Here is a 20,431-nt window from a genome sequence, read left to right as displayed (position 1 = left end):
GTTTACCCTACCGCATCACCAGACCGCCGTCCACGTTGAGGACCTGGCCGGTGATGTAGGCCGCGTCGTCCGAGGCGAGGAAGACGACGGCCGCCGCCACCTCCTCAGGTTTCCCTGCCCTCCCCAACGGAACCTGCTCCAGATAGCTGCGGACCACGTCGGGCGGCAGGCGCTCGGTGAGGCCGACCTCGACGAAGCCGGGCGCCACGGCGTTCACCGTGATCCCCCGGGAGGCCACCTCGCGCGCCACGGCCCGGGTCAATCCGATCAGCCCCGCCTTGGACGCGGCGTAGTTGGCCTGTCCCACCGTCCCGATCTGCCCCGCCACCGAGGTGATGTTGATGATCCGCCCGCTGCGCTGCCGCAGGAACTCTCGGAGCGCGGCCTTGATGCAGTAGAAGGCGCTGCTCAGATTGGTATTGATGACCGCCTGCCAGTCTTCCTCCTTCATCCGCAGGACGAGCATATCACGGGTGATCCCGGCGTTGTTCACCAGGATGTGCAGCCCGCCAAAGCTGCGCTGCGCGGAGGCGACCAGATCGGCGGCGCCCTCCGGACGCTCCAGGTTGGCCTGCACGGCCTCGGCGCGCCCCCCGCCCCGGCGGATGGCGTCGACCAGGACCGCCGCGGCGTCGGCGTTCCGGGCGTAATGGGCGATCACCGCGGCGCCTTCGGCGGCCAGGGCCCTGGCGATGGCCCCGCCCAGGGCTCCCGAAGCCCCCGTGACGATCGCCACCCGACCCTCAAGCCGGCCCATGGATCTTCGCCTGCGCCTCCAGACGGGCCAGTGTCTCCTCGGCGGTGGCCCGGTCTTCCACGCGCAGGACACGCGCCTGCGGGACGGTCTTACGGATCAGTCCCGACAGGGTGGAGCCGGGACCCAGCTCCACGAAGGTCTCCACGTGGCCCATGGCGCGCATGGACTGTTCCCACAACACCGGGCGGGAGACCTGCAGGACGAGCAGCCGCTTGATCTCCTCCGGCGAGCGCACGGCCTGGGCGGTGACGTTGCTGACCACCGGGACCTCCGGTTCCCGCAGGGGGAGCCGTTCCACGAAGGGGGCCAGGCGCTCCGCAGCGGGGGCCATCAGACTGGTGTGGAACGGCGCGCTGACCGGGAGCAACACGGCGCGCCGCGCCCCCGCGGCTCTGGCCAGGACCATCCCTTCCTGCACCGCCACCTCGTCGCCGGCAATGACGACCTGGCCCGGGCTGTTGAAGTTGGAGGGCTCCACGACGCCCTTCACCCGGGCCTGCTCGCAGATCTGGACCACGGCCTCGGCGTCCAGACCCAGGATGGCGGCCATCGCCGTCCGGCGGGCGCCGGTGGCCTCCTGCATGAATCGCCCCCGCTGGCGCACCAGAGGGAGCGCGTCCTCCAGCGTCAGGGCCCCGACCGCCACGAGGGCGGAATATTCGCCCAGGCTCAGCCCGGCCGCCAGGTCGCACCGGTACCCGCGCCGCCGGAGCACGGCCAGCGCCGCCACGCTGACCGTCAGAATCGCCGGCTGCGTGATCTCCGTCTGACGGAGCCGGTCCTCCGGCCCTTCCCAGCAGAGCCTGGACAGCGGCAGGCCCAAAATCCCGTCCGCGCGCTCGAAGACCTCGTGGGCCTCGGGGAAGATGAGGCTCAACTCGCGACCCATCCCGACGTACTGCGCCCCCTGCCCGGGGAAGACGAAGGCGATCACTTCGTCCAGCGCAGCGCCGCCGACGCCCAGGTCAGCCCTCCGCCGAAGGCGACGAGCACGACGACATCGCCGCGGCGGATCTGACCGGCCCGCACCGCCTCGTACAGCGCCACCGGCACCGAGGCGGAGGAGGTGTTGCCGTAGCGCTCCACGTTCACGAAGAACTTCTCCCGGGGCTGCCCCAGTCGCTCCGCCGCCGCGTCGATGATGCGGATGTTGGCCTGATGGGGGATGAACCAGTCCACGTCCTCCAGGGCCAGACCGGCGCGGTCGACGGCTTCCTGAATGGCGCGCGGGATGAGACGCACCGCGAACTTGAACACCTCGCGGCCGTTCATCCGCAGGTAGTGTTCCCCGCGCTCGACGGTTTGCGCGGTGGCGGGCAGGCGCGACCCGCCGGCCGGGAGGATGATCAGCGGCCCGCCGGAGCCGTCGGCACCGAGGTGGAAGGAGAGAAAGCCCTGTCCCGGTTCGCTGGGCCGCATCACCACCGCGCCCGCCGAATCGCCGAAGAGGACGCAGGTGGCGCGATCCTTCCAGTTCGTGATCTTGGAAAGCGTCTCCGCGCCGACCACCAGCACGGTTTCGGCCAGTCCGCCGACGATGTAGCCGTGGGCCACTGCCGCGCCGTAGACCCAGCTGCTGCAGGCCGCGGAGAGGTCGAAGGCGCCCGCCCGGCGGGCGCCCAGCCGGTCCTGCAGGATACAGGCCGTGGCCGGGAAGAGCATGTCCGGGGTGGCCGTGCCCACGATGATCAGGTCGAGGTCGTCGGGCGCGACGCCGGCGTCGGCCATCGCCTCCCGGGCCGCCTCCACGGCCAGATCGGAGCTGGCCTGGTCGTCGGCGGCGATGCGCCGTTCGCGGATCCCCGTGCGCGTCACGATCCACTCGTCGGTGGTCTCGACCAGCCGTTCCAGATCCCTGTTGGTCAGGACACGCTCCGGGACATAGCGGCCGATGCCGGCGACGGTCGATCCCCTGGTCGGACGGTGAGAGGGGGAGGTCATGGTCCGGTGCTCACCCCGAGAACTGGCATCCGGGAACGAAGTTGCTCCACCAACCCGCGCGACGCCGCCTCCTGGGCCACCCGGATGGCGTTGCGGATCGCCCGGGCGTTGCTGCTGCCGTGGGCCACCACCACCACGCCGTCGATACCCAGCAGCGGCGCGCCCCCGTATTCCCGGTAGTCAATGCGGCGGTACATCCGTCGAACGCGGCCGGCCAGCGGGGTCAGGTAGAGGAGCAGGAGCTTGCCCCGCAGCCCGGTCAGTTCGCCCTTGACGATGTCGCGGATGGCCAGGGCCAGGCCCTGGCCGAACTTCAGCGCCACGTTCCCGACAAATCCGTCGCAGACGATGACGTCCGCGACCCCGTTGAAGACGTCCCGCGCCTCGACGTTGCCGATGAAGTTCAGTCCGGATCCCCGGAGCAGGTCGCCGGCGGCCAGGGTGAGCTCGGAGCCTTTGCCCTCCTCCACACCGATATTCAACAGCCCCACCCGCGGGGCGGATGTGCCCTGCACGGCGCTGGCGTAGACGGACCCCATCAGGGCGAACTGCAGCAGGTGGTGGGGTTTACAGTCCACGTTGGCGCCGACGTCGAGGAGGATGGTCGGCCGCCCGGTCTTAGTGGGGAGGACCACGGCCAGCGCCGGCCGGTCGACGCCGGCGATGCGTCCCAGCCCGAGCAGGGCCGCCCCCATGGCGGCGCCGGTGTGGCCCGCCGTCATCACCGCGTCGGCGGCCTTGTTGCGGAGCAGGTCGACGGCCACGGCGATGCTGGCGCGCTTCTTCCGACGCAGGGCCATCGCCGGCGGCTCGTGCATTTCGATCACCTCGGGCGCGTCCACGATCGCCAGCGGCGGCGCGTCGCGATGGCGGCCCAGCTCTTCCCGGACGCGCGCCTCCGGGCCGACCAGGACGACCTCCACCCCCAGCTCGCGCACCGCCGCAATCGATCCCGCGACCACGGCCCCGGGCGCATAGTCGCCGCCCATGGCGTCAACGGCGATCCGCACGACGGGCTATTTCTCCTCCTTCGCCTGCTTGACCACCTCGCGGCCGGCGTAGTACCCGCAGTGCCCGCAGACGCGGTGCGACCGCATCAGACGGTGGCACTGCGGGCACTCCACGAGCGTCAGCGGCCGCGCTTTCCAGTGGGCGCGGCGCATCGCCCCGCTCTTTCGCGACCTCCGGTGTTTCTGGATCCCCATGCTAGCCTCCCCGCTCCGTCCAATAGTGGTCGCACAGCAGGTCGTTCCAGTTCGCGCCGCACACCGGGCAGAGGCCGCGACACTCCGGCCGGCACAGCGGGGCCATGGGCACGGCCAGCTGCAGATGCTGGCGGACGATCTCGCCGATGTCCAGCGGCTGGTCGGTCCCGATCCAGGACACGAAGTCTTCCGGTCCCAGCTCTCCCCCGTGGGGAGGCGGGGCCTCGCCCAAAGAGAACTCCTCGTCCAGATCGACGGCCAGCCGTCCGGTCACGTTCCCCAGGCATCGGCTGCAGATCAACGGCATGTCGGCTTCCACATGTCCCTGCAGCCGTACACTCCGTACCCGGCGGTGCAGCTGGACCTGACCGTGGGCCGGCGTCTCCACGGTGCTCCCGTCGCTGACCAGGGCGACGGATTCCTCAAAGGCGAGCCGCAGGGTCTCACCCGGAGCCAGCTCACGGATCTCCACCAGCACGACCGTCACCTGCCGCAACCAGACTGTCCATTATAGGCAGAGGTCGCCATCCCTTTCAACCCGGCAGAGCGGCTCGGGCCGCTCTCCCCGGGCGCCCCGGTCACCGACTCGGCCGGGTCCCGCGATCACACCGTGGCCGAATCAGGTCCGGCGAAACTTGGCCCGCAGGCGCTCCTCGACGCCTTCGGGCACGAGTCCCGCCACCGAGCCGCCCAGCCGTCCCACCTCCCTGATCAGGGTGGAACTCACGAAGTAGTAGGGCGGCGAGGTCATGAAGAACACAGTATCGATCTCCGGCGCCAGGCGCGCGTTCATCGCCGCCTGTTTCAGTTCGTACTCGAAGTCCACGACGGCGCGCAGGCCCTTCACCAGTACCCCGGCGCCGCGCGCCCGCGCATACTCCACCGTCAATCCGTCGAAGGCATCCACCTCGACGTTGCGCAGATCGCCCACGGCGGACCGCAGCATCTCCAGCCGCTCCACGGGCGTGAACAGACCTTCCTTCTCGGAGTTCCGGGCCACGGCGACGATCAGGCGGTCAAAGACGCGCGCCGCCCGCACGATCACATCCAGATGGCCCAGGTGCACCGGATCAAAACTCCCCGGATAGATCCCCACGGTCATGCCCGTCCTCCCCGCTCCCCGCGTAGTACCACAGCGCCGTCTCGCCGTACCGGACCTCCCGCAGCCGCCGGAACCCGGCCTCGTCGCCGGGCCGATCCCGCCAGTGCCCTTCGGCGATGATCAGCCCGCCGGGCGCCACCAGACGGGTCTGGGCGATCGCCCGCAGCGTCCGCGGGATCCACCTCCCTCCGTAGGGTGGATCCATGAAGAGGAGGTCGAAGGACTCCCCCCTGCGGTCGAGGCGGCGAACCGCAGCGATCACATCCCCGGTCAGGATCTGCGCGCGGTCCGCCCATCCTTCCTTGGCCACCCTGCGACGGATGCCCTCCGCGAGGACGGCGTCGCCCTCGACAAAGACCACCCGGGCCGCTCCCCGGGCCAGCATGCCCAGCCCGAAGGCGCCCGAGCCGGCGAAGAGATCGAGAACGCGGCTGCCGGGAATGCGTGCGGCCAGGCTGTTGAACACGGCCTGGCGCACGCGGGCGGCGGTCGGCCGCAGGAGGGACCGCCGCCTGCGCGCCCGTTGGACCACCCTCACCCCACCGCCGCCGTCTCCTGCGGCGTGAACAGCGCCCGCAGCTCCTCGCGCGTGGCCCGCATCCGGGGGTCGGCGAGCTCCGGATCGGCCGCCAGGAGCCGCGCCGCCTCGTCGCGGGCCCGCTCCAGCAGCGGCAGATCGCGCGCCAGGTCGGCGACACGGAGGTCGGGCAGCCCGTGCTGGCGCGTCCCCAGCAGCTCCCCCGGACCGCGCAGGTCCAGGTCGGCCTGGGCGATGGCAAACCCGTCATGCGTCGCGGCCAGCGTCTCCAGGCGCATCCGGGCTTCCTCGGTCGCGGCCTGAGCCAGCAGCACGCAGTAGGAGGTCCCCGTGCCGCGCCCGATCCGACCGCGCAGCTGATGGAGCTGGGCCAGCCCGAAGCGATCCGCGTCCTCGATCACCATGATCGTCGCCTCGGGGACGTCGACCCCGACCTCGATGACCGAGGTCGTGACCAGGACCGTGAGGTCGCCGCGGCGGAAGCCCGCCATCACCTGCTCCTTCTCCTCCGGCCGCATCCGGCCATGGAGCAGCCCGACCGGCAGGCCCGCCAGGAGCCCCGTGCGCAGGCGTTCTGCCAGGTGCACGGCCGCTTCGACCTGAAGCTTCTCCGACTCCTCGATCAACGGGCAGACCACATAGGCCCGGGCGCCGCGGCGTACCTGCTCCCGGACCCAGGCATAGACCTGCGGCCGCTTCTCGGGACCGCGCCAGTAGGTCTTGACCACTCCCCTCCCGGGCGGCAGCTCGTCGAGCACCGAGACGTCCAGGTCCCCGTACAGCGTCATCATCAGCGTGCGCGGAATCGGCGTGGCGGTCATGACCAGGACGTCGGGATGGAACCCCTTGCGGCGCAGCCGAGCGCGCTGCAGCACGCCGAATTTGTGTTGCTCGTCGACGATGACCAGGCCCAGGTGGTGGAAGATCACGTCCCCTTCCAGCAGGGCGTGGGTGCCGAGGACGACGTCGACCCGCCCGGCCGCCAGGCGGGCCAGAAGCTCCTCCCGGTCCCGCCGGCCCGCGCTTCCGGTGAGCAGGGCCACGGTGACGCCCAAGGGGTCCAGCAGCCGGCGGATGGTGCGGAAGTGCTGCTCGGCCAGGATCTCGGTCGGGGCCATCAGCACGCCCTGATGCCCGCTCCGCGCGGTCAGGTACAGCGCCGCCGCGGCCAGGACGGTCTTCCCCGACCCCACGTCGCCCTGGAGGAGACGGTTCATGGGGGCGGGGGCCCGCAGGTCGTCCACAATTTCGCGGAGCGCCCGCTGCTGCGCCGACGTCAGGGAAAAAGGCAGCGTGTCGACGAAGGCCTGGATCGCCTCCTCTCCGACGTCGTACCGGTACCCCTTGTTCACCTGCGCCACCGCCCGTCGACGCATCTGGACGCCGAGCTGGAGGAGAAACAGCTCGTCGAAAGCCAGTCGCGCCCGGGCCGCAGCGGCGTCGGCCAGCGTGGAGGGGAAGTGCAGGGCCCACAACGCCTCGCTGCGGCCCGGAAACCCCTCGCGCTCCAGGAGGGCGGGCGGCAGGATCTCGGGGACCGCTGCGGCATGAGCGCTGAGCGCCCGATGAATGATCGTCCGCAGCAGTCTCGGACTGAGGCCTTCCGTCGCCGGATGCACAGGGACGATCCGCTGGGTGTGCAGCGCATCGTCCTCGTCTCCCGTCAGGATCTCGAACTCCTCGACGGTCATGACGCGCGCACCCCGGTACTCGACCCGTCCGTACACCACCAGGCGCGTTCCGCGTCGGATGAGCCGCCGGAGATACCGCTGGCCGAACCAGATACACTGGAGCACGCCGCCGGCATCGGCGATCGCCGCCTGGAACTGGTAGGTCCCGTATCGCCTTTCGCTCAGCGCCACGACGGTACCCTGGGTGGACTGCTTCTGACCCGGAACGAGCTGGTCGATCCGGGCCAGATGCCGCCGATCCTCATAGCGGCGCGGGCGATGGTAGAGCAGGTCCCGGACGGAGACGATCCCGAGCCGCTGCAGTTGCCGGGCCCGCGTCGGCCCGACACCCGTGATGGTCCGGACGGGAATCAGCAGCGGATCGGCGGCAGCGGCGGGTCGGACGGCGGTTTCGGACGACGGGGGCGACGTGGCCATCCGCGACACTGTTCTACGGCGCGTCCGGCTTTCCTTGCCCCGGGCCGTGTGGTAAAATACGCGGGTCATGGCGCGACAGTGTGCGGTATGCGGCAAGCGGCCCGCCGTGGGGCACACCATCAGTCACTCCGGGGTCCGCACCAAGCGGCGGTTCCTGCCGAATTTGCAGCGCGTCCGGGTGCTCGTCGAGGGGACACCCCGCCGGCTGACGGTGTGTACCACCTGTCTGCGGAGCGGCCGCGTCCGGCGGGCCAGCTGAGGATCGCCTCCGGAGCGGCGGGGGCTACGACGGCGTGGTGATCTCCCCGACGTCCTCCTCCGCGAAGGTGTAGCGCGCTCCGCAGAAGTTGCAGCGCACTTCGATCCGGCCCTGGTCCCGGATGATGCTCCCCAGTTCCTCCGGCCCGAGGCTGGCCAGGACGGCGCGCACCTTCCCCGTCGAGCACCGGCAGCGGAAGCGCATCGGGGCCCGCTCCACGACGCGGCTGGGCAGCTCGCCGAGCGCCGCCTGGACCATCTCTTCGGGCGTCCGCCCGCTGCTGATCATCGCCGTGACCGTCGGCAGCGCCCGGGCCCGGTCCTCCAGGTAGTCGATCACCTGCGCGTCGGCGCCCGGCATGACCTGCACGATCAACCCTCCCGCCGCCAGGACGCGTTCGTCAGGCGAGATCAGCACGCCCAAAGCCACCAGCGACGGGATCTGGTGAGAGGTCAACAGGTAGGCGGCCAGGTCTTCGCCGATCTCGCCCGAGACCAGCGGGACGCTGCCGTGATACGGGTAGCGCAGCCCCAGGTCCAGCGTGACATGGAACGTGCCGCGGCCGACCGCCCCGCCCACGTCGAGCTTGCCCGAGGGCGTGAGGGGCAGGTGCACGTCGGGGTTGACCACGTAGCCGCGGACGCCGCCGCGGCTGTCGCTCATCGCCAGGGCGCCGCCCAGCGGGCCGTCTCCCAGCACCCGGACCATCACGCTCTGGCCCTGCTTAAGCATCGTGCCGAGCAACCCGGCCGCGGTCAACGTGCGGCCCAGCGCCGCCGTGGCCGTGGGCGCCGTGGCGTGGCGGATCCTGGCCTGTTCCACCGTCTTCGTGCTCACGGCGGCCATGGCGCGAATGTGGCCGTCCTCGGTCACGCTGCGAATCCAGTAATCCTGCACGGCACCTATTATACCGGGGCGCGGGACGACGTCCGACGGCGGGGACGCGCCCGGCGACGCGTCACCACGACGAGGAGATGCCCGCGGCGGACCCGCACTTCGGGATGCCTGCCGATGACTTCGTTGCTGATCCCAAGGGTGCGGCCTCGTTGCAGCCGGGCATTCCGCAGGGGGTACCGCAACTCCCGCGTCGTGATCCCCGTCACCTCCGCCGACAGGGGCAGCAATGACACGAGGTCGCCGCGCCTGCCAACGATGCGGGTCCGGGCGGTGGCCAGAAACGCTTCCACCGGTCCATCGACGATGCGCAGGGATCGGCCGCGGACCCGCGCCCGGAACAGCAGCGTCACGTTGGCCAGCAGGTGGTCGAGCCGGCCGCCGAGCGCGCCGTACAGTTCGATCTCCGCCGCTCCGGCGCGCAGCGCCCACTCCAGGGCCAGTTCGGTGTCCGTCCTGTCCTTCGCCGCGGGGTAGCTGACGACCGTTGCGCCGCGCGTCCGGGCCCAGGCGACCAGGCGGCGGGACGCCGAATCGAAGTCGCCGACGGCGACGGCGGGCCGCAGCCCGAGTCGCCGGGCCGCCCGCAGGCCGCCGTCGGCGCAGATGAGCAGCGCGGCGCGACGCAGCCGCTCCCGCAGCCGGGGCGCGGCGCGGAGCCGACCCCCGGCCAGGATCACCGCCCGCCGCCGGGCGCGGGCAGCCACGTCAGGCGGGCCGGATCGTCAGCCGGGTCAGGCGTTCCCAGACCAGCAGCGTCAGAATGATGGCCAGGGCGAACTCCGGTCCGAGGTACGTGATGTTGTAACCGAGGGAGTACAGCCACACGGGCTGTCCCTGAGGCGCGTAGGAGGCGAAAAAGACCACGCCCGAGAGGACGTGCGCCAGATACCTCGCCGCGGCCGCCAGAACGACGCCGAAGGCGGGGTAGCGCGGGGAGAATCCGGCGAGACCGAGCAGTCCGTGGGCCAGCGGATAGTCCAGGATCACCTGGACGGGGTGGTAGAAGAACCGCCCACCGCTCAGGATCCAGCCCTCGAACAACCCGTACAGGGCTCCGGCCAAGGCGCCGACGGCGGGACCCCGGCGCAGAGCGAGAATCAGCAGCGGGACCATCGTTCCCAGCGTAATGGACCCTCCCTGAGGCATCTCCCACAGCCGGACCAGATGCAGGACGGCGGCCAGGCCGATGGCCACCCCCACCTCCGCAATCGAGCGCGAGCTGAAGATTTCCCTGCGGTGCGCGCTCCCCTCCTGTCCCACCGTCGCCATCTCCGTTCCCCCTCGCCCTCGACGGCTGCCCATGCTCCCGATGCCGGCGGGCCTACCGGCGGACCTCGGCCAGGACCCGCCAGAGTTCGTCGGCCTCCGGGGCCGCCAGCGGCATCCGCCGTCCGCTACGCACGACGACGCGCTCCTGCGCCGTCACCACCCCGATCTCTGCAACGGGAACCCCCGCCTGCCGCACCGCCGCGGCGGTGCGCTCGGGTGAGGAGGTGGCGATCAGCATCGCGCCGCTGCCGATGAGGCGCAACGGGTCGACACCCAGGGCGGCGCAGATCGCCGCGGTTTCGGGAGCCACCGGGACGGCGTCGGCGTGAATCTCGATGCCCGCCCCCGCCGCCTCGGCCAGCTCCCAGGCGCCGCCCAGCACCCCGCCCTCGGTCACATCATGCATCGCCGCCGCGCCGTTGCCGGCGGCGGCGAGACCTTCGGCGACGACGCTGATCTTCTCGAGGAAGCCCCGGGCCCGGACCAGGACCTCTTCCTCGACCCGGCCGCGCAGGCGGTCGGCGAGGTCGAGGGCCAGGATGGCGGTCCCCTCCACTCCGGCGCTCTTCGTCAGCAGGACGGTGTCCCCGGGACGGGCCCCGGCCGCGGAAAGGACCCGGCCCCGGCGCGCCCGTCCCAGCGCCGTCACCACGGCGATGGTCCGGTCGATCCCCGGCGTCACCTCGGTATGGCCGCCGACAATCTCCACCCCCAGGCTGCGGGCGACCTCGCCCGCCTCCCGCATGATCTGCTCCAGTTCCTCCTCGGTCGTCCCGTCGCGCAGCAGCAGCGTCAGCAGGAGCGCCACCGGCTCCGCGCCGCTCGTGGCCAGATCGTTGCACGAGACGTGCACGGCATAACGACCGAGATGCGCCGCGGCCCCGGTCACGGGATCGGTGGTGAGGACGGCCACCCACTCGCCGAACTCCACGGCGGCGCAGTCTTCGCCGAGGTGCGCGTGGAGGAGGACATCGGGCCGCCTTCCCAGGTAGGGGTACACCACGCGTTCCAGCACGCGGCTGGGCACCTTTCCCGGCCTCACGGCGTGAGCGGTCTCATGAGGCCAGGCGTCCGGGCGCCAGGCTGCGCAGCCGCGAGGCGACCAGGACGGAGACGATCACCCCGGAGAGCACCTGGACGACGTTGAAGGGAACCTCGGTAAGCGCCGCACCCACGGCCAGGGTCGGGGTCGGAGCGATGCCCAGACGCCGGGCGAAGATCACCTCGACGGCAAAGTAGCCCGCCACCATCCAGGCCCCGCCGACCAGCGTCGCGCCCACGCGGGAGGCGGATGTCCGGCCGGCGAGCCAGCCGACGAGCAGCCCTTCGATCCCTTTGACGACCAGCGTGAAGGGCGCGAACGGCGGAGCCGCGGCCAGGTCGGCCAGGGCGGCCCCTACTCCGCCAGCCAGGGCGCCCACCAGCGGCCCGAAGACGATCGCCGCGAGGTAGATGACGACCTCGCCCAGGTTGAAGTACCCTTTCGTTGCCGGAATGGGAATCACGGTGTACCGGGTGACGACGAAGGTCAGGGCGATGAAGATCGCCGCGGCCGCCACCTCTCGTGCCTTCATCCTGCTCCCCTCCTCTCCGGGCGGGGACAAAAGCAAAAGACGCCCGGTTGCGGGCGTCCTAGGGGCCCTCAGCGCGCCCTCCCCGCCGTCTTCACCTCATACGGACTGTACCGTCGACCCCGGAATTCCACCGGGCCACGGGCCTGCCGACGCAGGCCCTCACGGGCTGTCACCGCCGATCGGGAATTGGCCCGCCCCCGGCGGGCCTCACCCTGCCCCAGAAGACTGCGGGCCTCGTGCTGGCCCAATCCTATGCAACCGCCTGGGCGCTGTCAACGCCTCCCGCGGTCCCAACAGGACCCGAGGGGAGGCCGGAGAAGTTGCTCGACGTGACGCACACCGCCTACATCCTCATCTCGCTGGATCGCCGCACGCCGGCCGCCGTCGCCCGGGACGTCCAGCAGATCGACGGGGTCGTCGAGGCCCACGTCACCATGGGCGACTTCGACGTGATCGCCGTCGTGGAACAGGAACACACCAAAGAGTTCCCCGGGATTGCCGGTCAGATCCAGCGCATCGAGGGCGTGACAAAGGTCACGACCTGCGTGGTCGTCCGGCCCTGACGCCTAGCCGCCCACCCCGACCCGCAGGCGCCGGCGGCGCGGGCCGTCCAGCTCGACGAACAGGACGCGCTGCCACGTTCCCAGCACCGGCACCCCGTCCTGGATCGGAAGCGTGACGCTGTGGCCGATGAGCACCGCACGGAGGTGCGCGTCGGTGTTGTCGTCGAGACGGTTGTGCCGGTAGTCCCCCTCTTCAGGAATCAGGCGCTCCAGCGCCCGCTGCAGATCGGTCAGGAGATTGGGTTCCGCCTCGTTGACGCAGACCCCGGCGGTGGTGTGCTCGCAGACGACCACGGCCAGCCCCTCGCGGACGCCGGATTCCCGGCAGATGCGGCGCAGCGACTCGGTGACGTCGATGATCTGGACCCGTCGGGTGGAGGAAAGGTCGAGGAGGTGCCAGCGCACGTCGGGCGTCAGACGTGCACCCGTCGGCTTACCACCGCCATGACCTCGCCCAACCGCAGGGCCACCTCCAGAGCCCGCAGCCCGTCCTCCCCGCGGACCAGGGGCAGTTCCAGCCCCTGCACGCAGTTCACGAAGTGCCGGAGCTCGGCCCGCAGCGGCTCGTCGCCCTTGATGGCCATCTGCTCCGTCTCGCCGCCGAAGGGATGGAGGGCGATCTGCTGCTTGTGGTAGTCGAGCCGGATGGCCCGGTCGGCGGTGGTGACCTCGATCTCCGCCACCTTGTCCGCGGAGACGCGGCTGGCCAGCAGCCAGGCCACGCAGCCCGAGGAGAAGGACAGGTGGGCGACGGCCAGGTCTTCATGGGAGTTGTGGATCTGCACGCCCATCCCGCCGACGTCGGTGACCCGCCCGCCGGCCAGGGAGAGCACGATGTCGATGTCGTGGACCATCAGGTCCATGACCACGCCCACGTCCATCACCCGGTTGCGGTCGTAGGGACGCACCCGACGGGCCTGAATGAACAGCGGGTCGCGGCTGAGTTCGATCAGGCGCCGCACCGCCGGCTTAAAGCGTTCCACGTGGCCGACCAGCAGCACCAAGTCGCGCCGGTCGGCCAGTTCCACCAGCTCCTCCGCCTCGGCCACGGTGGTCGTGATCGGCTTCTCCACCAGGCAGTGGATCCCGGCCCGGAGAAAGGCGCGCGTGATCTCGTGGTGCAGCGCGGTGGGAGCGGCCACGCTGACCGCGTCCACCTTGCCGATGAGTTCCCGGTAGTCGGTGTATCCGGCGGTGCGGTAGCGGTTGACGAAGCCGCGCAGTTCCGCGCGGTTGAGATCCACGACCCCGACCAGTTCCACGTCGGGCAGGCCGGCGTAGATCCGGGCATGGTGACGCCCCCACTGCCCCAATCCCACGACCCCGACGCGGACGCGGCGCGCCACCGGAGGCGCCTCTAGACCCGTCCCGGGCCGGGGAAGGCCCTGACCGATTCGATGATCCAGTCCACGTCGTCCTCGGCCAGCGCCGGGTGCACCGGCAGCGACAGCACCTGGCGCGTCAGTTTCTCCGCCACGGGAAACGTCCCGCCATAGCCAAGCCGTCGGTAGGCGGGAGAGTGGGGGATGAGTTGCGGATAGTAGACCCGCGTGGCGATGCCCCGCGCCGCCAGATGGCGGGCCAGGCCGTCCCGGTCCGCGGCGACGCGTACGGTGTACTGGTTGTACACGTGGTGGGACCCCGGGGGTTCTCCCGGAAGCGTCAACCAGTCCAGGTCGGCCAATCCGGCGCTCAGGCGCTGGGCGTGGCGCCGGCGGAGGGCGTTCTGCTCGTCCAACCGCTGCAGCTGCCCCAGCCCGATCGCGGCGGCGATCTCGGTCATCCGGTAGTTGTAGCCGATCTGCTCGTAGCGGTACGGGTCGGCGCCGTCCTGCCCCACATTCACCAGCAGCGCCGCGCGCCGGGCCACCTCCTCGCGGGGGGTCACCACCATCCCGCCCTCGCCCGTGGTCATATTCTTGGTCGGGTAGAAGCTGAAGACGGCGGCCTGGCCGAAGGTCCCGACCTTGCGGCCGTGGAGCATCGCGCCGTGGGCCTGCGCGCAATCCTCCACCAGCAGGGCGTCACGGCGCAGGGCGATCTCCGCCAGCAGGGAGACCTCGGCGGGCAGACCGTAGAGGTGGACGGGGAGGACGGCCCTGGCCCCTTCGCGGCGCAGCGCGTCCTCCACCTGGTTCGGGTCGAGGTTGGCCGTCTTCTCGTCGACATCGACGAAGATGGGGCGGGCGCCAGTGTACAGGATGGCGTTGGCCGTGGCGACAAAGGTGAACGGCGTGGTGATGACGGCGTCGCCGCGGCCGATGCCCAGCGCCTCGAGGGCGACCTGGAGGGCGGTCGTGCCGGAGGAAGTGGCCACAGCGAAGGGCAGGCCGAGGTAGGCGGCAAAGGCCTCCTCGAAGGCCCGCACCTGGTTGCCGGCCACCAGGCGGCCGGAATCCAGCACGGCCAGGACCCGGCGTTTCTCGTCGTCCGTGATCAGCGGCCTGGCAATCGGAATGCTGCGTGTGCGCGTCTTCATCCTGCGCCGGTGTCTGACGCCCTCCTATAGTGTCCGCGATCCGTCGGGCGTTTTCTCGTCCTCTGAGTTCTGTACCCCTCCCCTCCCGCAAAAAAGGCCTCGGGGAGCGATTCGGCTCCCCGAGGCCTGTGGCGCGCCGCCTATTGGACGACGACCCTCCGGCCCGTCACGAAGAGCCACAGGAGGAAGATGATCAGCGCCACGACGATCAGTTCCGACTGGCCGCGTTCGTCGAGCCGCAGGCGCAGCCGGGCGTACAGCCACGGAATGAGCGGGTCCATCGTCCACCTCCTTCAGGATGTGCGAGGGGTTCTCCCTTCAGGGGTTGCCGACCGGGAACCCCCCGGTTGGTGTGTTCCCTCCAGCTGGTGTTTCAGCGCGGTGAGCATGCTCTCCAGGTTCTTTCGGACCAGCACCTTGAGAAGGCTGCTGAGCAGCGGCCCGGCCAGGGGCAGGTCCATCTCATAGGAGAGATCGAGCGTGGTGCGGGTCCCCTCCGGGACGGCTTCAAACCGCCAGATCCCTTCGTACCGGGAGAAGTCCCCTTCCCGCTGCCGGAACGCGCAGCGGTGGCCGGCGTCGTCCCAGTGGTCTTCCTCAACCCAGCGTACCTTCCGACCCTGCACCAGGCCGACCCACTCCGTCACGGTGCCGTCTTCCGTCCGCTCCAGCACGCGGATCGACTCCACGTCCGGCATGAACTCCGGAAATCGCTCCACGTCCTTGGCCACGCGGTAGACCTGCTCCAGCGGGGCCTTGATGATCATCGTCGCCGAGACATCCGCCATACCATACCGCCGCCCTACTACCTACGGCGGCGGGTCAGCGGTTCCCTTTGCGCAGGGCCAGGAACTCCAGGTAGGCCAGCACGGCCTCCAGGGTCTCCGGAGGCGCCTCCCGCAGCGCGTCGACTTCGCGGCGCAGGCGGGCCCACAGGATCGCCTGCGCCGCGCGGACGGGCAGGCCGGAGGTGTCGTCTGTGCTCCGGAGGGGGCGCACCCGCAGGAGGTCCTGCCCCGAGATCGAGGCCGCCACGCGCCGCAACACCGACGGGCGGACGCCGAGGTGGGGGGCCAGGCGGTCCAGGTAGTCGGACCGCCGCAGGTCCTGCAGGCCCCGTTCGCCGCGGCTGAGCACGCTGGGGGCGATGCCGGTCTCCCGGGCCAGCTGGCGCAGCGTGTTGCCGCGGCCCGCCGCGGAGGCGTGCTCCCGCAGCAGGCGGATGTAGGCGCCGAAGGCCCGGATGGCGTCCGCCTCGGGGCGGGGACGGGGGCGGCGGCGGGACACGAGAAGACGATTCTGTGACCCCGCCGGGCGCCCTGCCCGTCCCTGTCATTCCTGGAGCTTGAGGAGCAACCCCCGGGCGCGCGCCTGGGCGAACATGTAGCCGAAGAAGGCGAAGGCCACCGCCAGGTAGACGGCGTCCAGACCGAACGCCCAGGCCAGGTGGCGCACCGGAAACGGCCCTCCGGCCAGGACGGCCCGCATCCCCTCGAAGAGGTGGGGGAGCGGCAGGAGCAGCAGGACCCGGGCCAGCCACTGCGGATACACCGACAGGGGGAAGAACACCGCGCCGAAGGGCTGGAACAGGAACGCCAGACTCCAGGCCAGCGTCTCGGCGCTCTGCCCGTAGCGCAGGATGATCGCCGTGATGATGGTCCCCACCGCCCAGGCGAAAAGGATCAACCCGGTGATCAGCGGCACCAGGCCCAGGCCCAGGGTGAAGAGGTTGAACCCGTACAAGAGCAGCGCCAGGACCGTCATCAGGGTGGCCGTGATCAGAATTTTGCCCACCCCCCACAGCATCATCGCCAGTAGGAACTCAGAAACGGTGATCGGCGTGACGAAGAGGTTCACGAAGTTGCGGGTCCACAGCTCCATCAGGAACGAGACCGAGATCCCCTGCTGCACGCGGAAGAAGATGTCCCAGAGGATGAGCGCGCCCAGCAGCAGGCCGACTAGGGCGGCGCCCCCCTGGCGGCGGCCGAGGTAGAGGGAGAGAAAGCCGAAGAAGAACAGGTCCACCAGCGGCCAGTAGAACAGGTCGGTGATCCGGGCGAAGCTGCGCCGGATCACGTAGACCTGCCGCAGGACCAGGGCCCACACCCGTCGGGCGCTCACGGCGGCTGACCGGCTCGCTCGGAGCGGGCCAGAGCGACGAAGAACTCCTCCAGGTCGGTCTTCCCGTACTGCCGCACCACCTCCTCGGCGGGGCCGTCGGCCAGCACCCGCCCGCGGTGCAGGAAGATGATGCGCGTGCTCAGGCGCTGGACTTCCCGCATGTTGTGCGAGGTGTAGAAGATGGTCAGGCCGGCCCGCTCCCGCTGCCGGAGTAACAGGGCACGGACGGTGTCGGCGGCCTCGGGGTCCAGGGCGGCGGTGGGCTCGTCCAGGAACAGGATCTCGGGATCGTTGAGAAAGGCTTTGACCAGGTTGACGCGGGCCGTCTCGCCGGAGGAGAGACTGCCGGTGCGGCGGTGGAGCAGGTGGGTGACGCCGAACAGGCCGGCGAGTTCCTCGATTTTCCGCCGGTAGTGGCCGACCCCGTAGAGGTGGCTGAAGACCACGAGGTTCTCCCAGACCAGGAGGTCGTAGGGCAGCGCCACGTAGGGCGAGGAGAAGTTCACCCGCCCGAGGATCGCCCCGCGGCGGGCGGGCATCGGGAGGCCGAGGAGGTGCACGGTCCCGGCGGTGGGGGCGATGAGGCCCAGGAGCATGGCGATGGTCGTCGTCTTGCCGGCGCCGTTCGGTCCGAGGAATCCCAACAGTTCGCCCCGACGCACCTGGAAGGAGATCCCGTCCACGGCGACCGTGGGACCAAACACCTTGCGCAGATTCGCGACCCGGATGACGACGTCCAGGGCGATCGCCTAGCCCTTGACCGCGCCGGCGGTGAGCCCGGCGATGAAGCGGTCGATGAACAGGTTGTAGACGACGGCGATGGGCACGCTGGTGATGAGGGCGGCGGCCATCAGCGATCCCCAGTAGAAGACGTCGCCGCGTACGAGGGCCACCGGCACCCCCAGGCTCACCGTCATCTTCCCCACCGAGCTGATGAAGGTCAGGGCGTAGACGAACTCCTGCAGAACCAAAGTGAAGGCGAAGATGACGGCGGTGAGGATCCCGGAGACGGCCAGGGGGAGGACGATGACCCGGATCACGCCCCACCGGCTGTAGCCGTCGATCATGCCCTGCTCCTCGATGTCCCGCGGGATGGAGCGGAAGAAACCCATCAACAACCAGGTGCAGAAGGGAATGGTGAAGGTGGGATAGATCAGGATCAGGGCCCACGGCGTGTTCTGCAGCCCCAGGAGGGCGATGACCCGCGCAAAGGGGATGAACAGCAAGGTGGACGGGACCAGGTAGGTGAGGAAGATGCCGATGCCCAGCCGCTCGCCCCAGCGGCCGGTGAGCCGGGCCAGGCTGTAGCCGGCCGGCACGGCGCAGACCAGTGTGATCAGCACCACGGCCGCGCCGATGAGCACGGTGTTGCGCACCCAGACCAGGTAGGGTGTGCCGAAGAAGAGCAGCCGGACATGCTGCAGCGTCGGCGCCTCGTTGAAGATCCAGGGGATGTGGCCCAGGTCGGTGGCCCCGACGTAGAGATCGCGATTGGTCTTGAACGAGGTGAGCAGCATCCAGTAGAAGGGAAAGATGGCGAACACCGTGAACAGCAGGGCCGCCCCGTACACCAGGATCCGCTTGACGACCCGGAGCACCCGACGGCGCCTCACGTCCCCACCTCCGTGCGGCGGGCCACGCGCAGCATGCCCACCGCGGCCACGAGGAGCACGGGGAGCAGGAAGATGGCGATGCTGGCCCCCTCCCCCAGGTTGGCGCCCAGAATGCCCCGCTGGAAGGCCAGGGTGGGCAGGACGTGGGTGCTGTTGTACGGCCCCCCGCGGGTCAGCAGCCAGACCACGCCCAGGTCGGTGGAGGTGAAGACGACGCCGAAGAGCACGGCGACGGTGACGATGGGCAACAGCAGCGGCAGCTGAACCTGGAACAGACGCCGCCAGAAGGAGGCGCCGTCGATCACGGCTGCCTCCCGGATGTCCTGGGGGACGGCGGTCATCCCGGCCAGGACGATCACCGTGGCGAAGGGGAACATCCGCCAGACGTGCACGGTGATGATCGCAATCATGGCCAGGGTCGGGTCTCCGAACCAGTAGAACCAGCCGTCCAGCAGCCCGGCCACCTTGAGCGTCCAGTTGATCACGCTGAAGGTGGAGTCGAAGATCCAGGTCCAGGCCATGGCGGCCAGGGAGACCGGCACGGCCCAGGGCAGCAGCAGGAGGAACCGCACCACCCGCCGGCCGAGGAAGGCCGCATCCAGGACGTGCGCCGCGGTCACGGCCAGGATCATCACCAGGATCTGGGAGATGATGGTGAAGAGCGTGGTGTTGCGCAGGGCGAGGTGGAACTGGGGATCGCGGATGATGGTGGCGAAGTTGCGCAGCCCGATCCAGCGGAACTCCAGGCTACCGGAAAACGAGGCGCTGAAGCTGAGCAGGACGGCCAGGAGCAGCGGGGCGGCCACCAGGACGATCACGTAGATCAGGGCCGGGGCCAGCATGATCCGGCCCAGCACCTCCTCACGGTCGGCCAGGGTCCGCCGGCGGAAGATCACCGCCGGAGCCACGGCGGGGTGGGCTTCCCTACGCAGCACGGTCGTCTCGCCGCAGGCCGGACTGGGCATCAAAGGTCCGCAGGTGCGACCGGGCCACGGCGAAGGGATACAGTTCCCCGTCGGTGATGGGCAGCGTGATCGTCGAGGGAATGTTCGAGATCACCGTGACATCGGGCGGATAGCCGCCCTCCAGCGTGCCGTAGACCAGCCGGTCGGATCCCAGGTGCTCCACCTCGCGCACCCGGAACTGGAAGGTCTCCACCGGGACCTCCTCGGGGTAGGCGCTCCTGGGGAGGAACGCCTCCGGTCGAAATCCGAGGATCGTGCGGACATCGCGGGGGACCAGGTTCATCGGGGGCGAGCCGAGGAAGGTGGCGACGAAGGTATCGGCGGGGTAGTCGTAGACCTCCCGCGGCGTCCCGATCTGCCGCACCTTCCCCTTGTTCATCACCGCGATGCGGTCGCCCAGCCCCATGGCCTCGATCTGGTCGTGGGTCACGTAGATGGTGGTCGTGCCGATCTGGCGCTGGAACTGTTTGAGCTCGAACCGGGCCACGGCCCGCAGCTGGGCGTCGAGGTTGCTGAGCGGCTCGTCAAAGAGGAACACCCGCGGCTGGCGCACGACGGAGCGGGCCAGGGCAACGCGCTGGCGCTCCCCGCCGGAGAGCTGGCGGGGCCGACGACCCAGCAGGTGCCGGATGCCGAACATCCCGGCGCTCCAGTCCACGGAGCGTTTGATCTCCTCCCGCGGCTTCCCCAGGGCTTCCAGGGGGAAGGCGATGTTCTGGAACGCCGTCTTGTGCGGGTAGAGGGCGTAGCTCTGGAAGACCATGGCGATCCCGCGGGCCCGCGGGGGGACGTCCTGATCCACGAGCTCCCCCGCGATGTAGATCTCCCCCGCCGTGGGCTGCTCCAGCCCGGCGATCATCCGCATCAGCGTCGTCTTCCCGCAGCCGGAGGGACCGAGGAGGACGAGGAGTTCTCCTTCCCTGACGTCGAGGTCTACGCCGTCGACGGCGCGCACCTCGCCGAAGTGCTTCTGGAGGTTTCGCGTTTCAACGTATCCCATGGACGCTCCCTATGACGGGCGAAAGGGGATAAGGGCCGCC

27 protein-coding genes are annotated in these 20,431 nt (G+C 70.2%); 2 read left to right on the top strand and 25 right to left on the bottom strand.

The window, feature by feature from the left end:
* Positions 1-7: 7 nt before the first annotated feature.
* The 9 genes from fabG to recG all read right to left on the bottom strand — a co-directional run bounded on the left by fabG (position 8) and on the right by recG (position 7,651).
* Positions 8-757: a 3-oxoacyl-[acyl-carrier-protein] reductase gene (gene fabG, locus QN141_07540; GenBank protein MDR7558326.1), complete on the bottom strand. Its 750-nt coding sequence runs from the start codon at positions 755-757 to the stop codon at positions 8-10.
* Positions 744-1,691 carry an ACP S-malonyltransferase gene (gene fabD, locus QN141_07535; protein MDR7558325.1) on the bottom strand — a complete coding sequence of 316 codons (948 nt, stop codon included), beginning with the start codon at positions 1,689-1,691 and terminating at the stop codon, positions 744-746. Before fabD ends, fabG begins: the two co-directional genes overlap by 14 nt.
* Positions 1,688-2,698 (bottom strand): beta-ketoacyl-ACP synthase III, encoded by a 1,011-nt coding sequence (locus QN141_07530; GenBank protein ID MDR7558324.1) that lies wholly within the window; start codon positions 2,696-2,698, stop codon positions 1,688-1,690. The genes fabD and QN141_07530 overlap by 4 nt, the downstream gene beginning before the upstream one ends.
* On the bottom strand, positions 2,695-3,708 hold the full coding sequence (gene plsX, locus QN141_07525) for a phosphate acyltransferase PlsX (GenBank protein MDR7558323.1): 1,014 nt from the start codon (positions 3,706-3,708) through the stop codon (positions 2,695-2,697). The genes QN141_07530 and plsX overlap by 4 nt, the downstream gene beginning before the upstream one ends.
* Before the next feature lie 6 nt (positions 3,709-3,714).
* A complete protein-coding gene (rpmF, locus tag QN141_07520; GenBank protein ID MDR7558322.1) occupies positions 3,715-3,903 on the bottom strand; it encodes a 50S ribosomal protein L32 in 189 nt (62 codons plus the stop codon).
* Between the two features lies 1 nt (position 3,904).
* Positions 3,905-4,390, bottom strand: a complete 486-nt coding sequence (locus QN141_07515; protein MDR7558321.1) for a DUF177 domain-containing protein — start codon at positions 4,388-4,390, stop codon at positions 3,905-3,907.
* A 132-nt stretch (positions 4,391-4,522) separates the two neighbouring features.
* A complete protein-coding gene (gene coaD / locus QN141_07510; protein ID MDR7558320.1) occupies positions 4,523-5,005 on the bottom strand; it encodes a pantetheine-phosphate adenylyltransferase in 483 nt (160 codons plus the stop codon).
* Positions 4,974-5,543, bottom strand: a complete 570-nt coding sequence (locus tag QN141_07505; protein ID MDR7558319.1) for an RsmD family RNA methyltransferase — start codon at positions 5,541-5,543, stop codon at positions 4,974-4,976. The genes coaD and QN141_07505 overlap by 32 nt, the downstream gene beginning before the upstream one ends.
* Positions 5,540-7,651, bottom strand: coding sequence for an ATP-dependent DNA helicase RecG (gene recG / locus QN141_07500; GenBank protein MDR7558318.1), 2,112 nt, complete (start codon positions 7,649-7,651; stop codon positions 5,540-5,542). Before recG ends, QN141_07505 begins: the two co-directional genes overlap by 4 nt.
* A gap of 67 nt (positions 7,652-7,718) precedes the next feature.
* Here recG and rpmB point away from each other — a divergent pair, with 67 nt between their 5' ends.
* Positions 7,719-7,910, top strand: coding sequence for a 50S ribosomal protein L28 (gene rpmB, locus QN141_07495; protein ID MDR7558317.1), 192 nt, complete (start codon positions 7,719-7,721; stop codon positions 7,908-7,910).
* A gap of 24 nt (positions 7,911-7,934) precedes the next feature.
* On the opposite strand, the gene hslO is transcribed toward rpmB, so the two are convergent.
* Genes hslO through QN141_07470 form a run of 5 tightly spaced genes read right to left on the bottom strand, consistent with a single transcriptional unit; the run spans position 7,935 to position 11,650 of the window.
* On the bottom strand, positions 7,935-8,807 hold the full coding sequence (hslO, locus tag QN141_07490; GenBank protein ID MDR7558316.1) for an Hsp33 family molecular chaperone HslO: 873 nt from the start codon (positions 8,805-8,807) through the stop codon (positions 7,935-7,937).
* 8 nt (positions 8,808-8,815) lie between these two features.
* Positions 8,816-9,511 (bottom strand): thiamine diphosphokinase, encoded by a 696-nt coding sequence (locus QN141_07485; GenBank protein ID MDR7558315.1) that lies wholly within the window; start codon positions 9,509-9,511, stop codon positions 8,816-8,818.
* Between the two features lies 1 nt (position 9,512).
* Positions 9,513-10,076 carry an energy-coupled thiamine transporter ThiT gene (gene thiT, locus QN141_07480; GenBank protein ID MDR7558314.1) on the bottom strand — a complete coding sequence of 188 codons (564 nt, stop codon included), beginning with the start codon at positions 10,074-10,076 and terminating at the stop codon, positions 9,513-9,515.
* A 52-nt stretch (positions 10,077-10,128) separates the two neighbouring features.
* Positions 10,129-11,103 carry an AIR synthase family protein gene (locus QN141_07475; GenBank protein ID MDR7558313.1) on the bottom strand — a complete coding sequence of 325 codons (975 nt, stop codon included), beginning with the start codon at positions 11,101-11,103 and terminating at the stop codon, positions 10,129-10,131.
* A 28-nt stretch (positions 11,104-11,131) separates the two neighbouring features.
* Positions 11,132-11,650, bottom strand: coding sequence for an ECF transporter S component (locus QN141_07470; GenBank protein ID MDR7558312.1), 519 nt, complete (start codon positions 11,648-11,650; stop codon positions 11,132-11,134).
* A gap of 329 nt (positions 11,651-11,979) precedes the next feature.
* Here QN141_07470 and QN141_07465 point away from each other — a divergent pair, with 329 nt between their 5' ends.
* Positions 11,980-12,213 carry an Lrp/AsnC ligand binding domain-containing protein gene (locus QN141_07465; GenBank protein ID MDR7558311.1) on the top strand — a complete coding sequence of 78 codons (234 nt, stop codon included), beginning with the start codon at positions 11,980-11,982 and terminating at the stop codon, positions 12,211-12,213.
* 3 nt (positions 12,214-12,216) lie between these two features.
* Here the strand turns inward: QN141_07465 and QN141_07460 are convergent, their stop codons facing one another.
* The 11 genes from QN141_07460 to QN141_07410 form a co-directional block, all read right to left on the bottom strand.
* Entirely contained in the window at positions 12,217-12,618 is a 402-nt protein-coding gene (locus tag QN141_07460) for a secondary thiamine-phosphate synthase enzyme YjbQ (GenBank protein ID MDR7558310.1), read from the bottom strand.
* An 8-nt stretch (positions 12,619-12,626) separates the two neighbouring features.
* A complete protein-coding gene (locus QN141_07455) occupies positions 12,627-13,559 on the bottom strand; it encodes a Gfo/Idh/MocA family oxidoreductase (protein ID MDR7558309.1) in 933 nt (310 codons plus the stop codon).
* Positions 13,560-13,570: 11 nt separating this feature from the next.
* Positions 13,571-14,692 (bottom strand): DegT/DnrJ/EryC1/StrS family aminotransferase, encoded by a 1,122-nt coding sequence (locus tag QN141_07450; protein MDR7558308.1) that lies wholly within the window; start codon positions 14,690-14,692, stop codon positions 13,571-13,573.
* 140 nt (positions 14,693-14,832) lie between these two features.
* The gene (locus QN141_07445; GenBank protein ID MDR7558307.1) at positions 14,833-14,973 is read right to left on the bottom strand and encodes a hypothetical protein; all 141 of its coding nucleotides are present in this window, start codon (positions 14,971-14,973) and stop codon (positions 14,833-14,835) included.
* Between the two features lie 12 nt (positions 14,974-14,985).
* The gene (locus tag QN141_07440; GenBank protein MDR7558306.1) at positions 14,986-15,480 is read right to left on the bottom strand and encodes an SRPBCC family protein; all 495 of its coding nucleotides are present in this window, start codon (positions 15,478-15,480) and stop codon (positions 14,986-14,988) included.
* Positions 15,481-15,514: 34 nt separating this feature from the next.
* Positions 15,515-15,979, bottom strand: coding sequence for a helix-turn-helix transcriptional regulator (locus QN141_07435; protein ID MDR7558305.1), 465 nt, complete (start codon positions 15,977-15,979; stop codon positions 15,515-15,517).
* A gap of 45 nt (positions 15,980-16,024) precedes the next feature.
* A complete protein-coding gene (locus QN141_07430) occupies positions 16,025-16,813 on the bottom strand; it encodes an ABC transporter permease (protein ID MDR7558304.1) in 789 nt (262 codons plus the stop codon).
* Positions 16,810-17,517 (bottom strand): ABC transporter ATP-binding protein, encoded by a 708-nt coding sequence (locus QN141_07425; GenBank protein MDR7558303.1) that lies wholly within the window; start codon positions 17,515-17,517, stop codon positions 16,810-16,812. The genes QN141_07430 and QN141_07425 overlap by 4 nt, the downstream gene beginning before the upstream one ends.
* A gap of 45 nt (positions 17,518-17,562) precedes the next feature.
* Positions 17,563-18,426, bottom strand: a complete 864-nt coding sequence (locus QN141_07420; GenBank protein MDR7558302.1) for a carbohydrate ABC transporter permease — start codon at positions 18,424-18,426, stop codon at positions 17,563-17,565.
* A complete protein-coding gene (locus QN141_07415; protein MDR7558301.1) occupies positions 18,423-19,391 on the bottom strand; it encodes a sugar ABC transporter permease in 969 nt (322 codons plus the stop codon). Before QN141_07415 ends, QN141_07420 begins: the two co-directional genes overlap by 4 nt.
* Positions 19,351-20,391: an ABC transporter ATP-binding protein gene (locus tag QN141_07410; protein MDR7558300.1), complete on the bottom strand. Its 1,041-nt coding sequence runs from the start codon at positions 20,389-20,391 to the stop codon at positions 19,351-19,353. Before QN141_07410 ends, QN141_07415 begins: the two co-directional genes overlap by 41 nt.
* Positions 20,392-20,431: the final 40 nt, after the last annotated feature.

The organism is Armatimonadota bacterium (assembly GCA_031459765.1).
In the GTDB taxonomy this organism is placed as follows: domain Bacteria; phylum Sysuimicrobiota; class Sysuimicrobiia; order Sysuimicrobiales; family Kaftiobacteriaceae; genus Kaftiobacterium; species Kaftiobacterium secundum.
The sequence above is the reverse complement of the archived record's forward strand: the minus strand, read 5'-3'. Positions and strand labels throughout refer to the sequence as shown.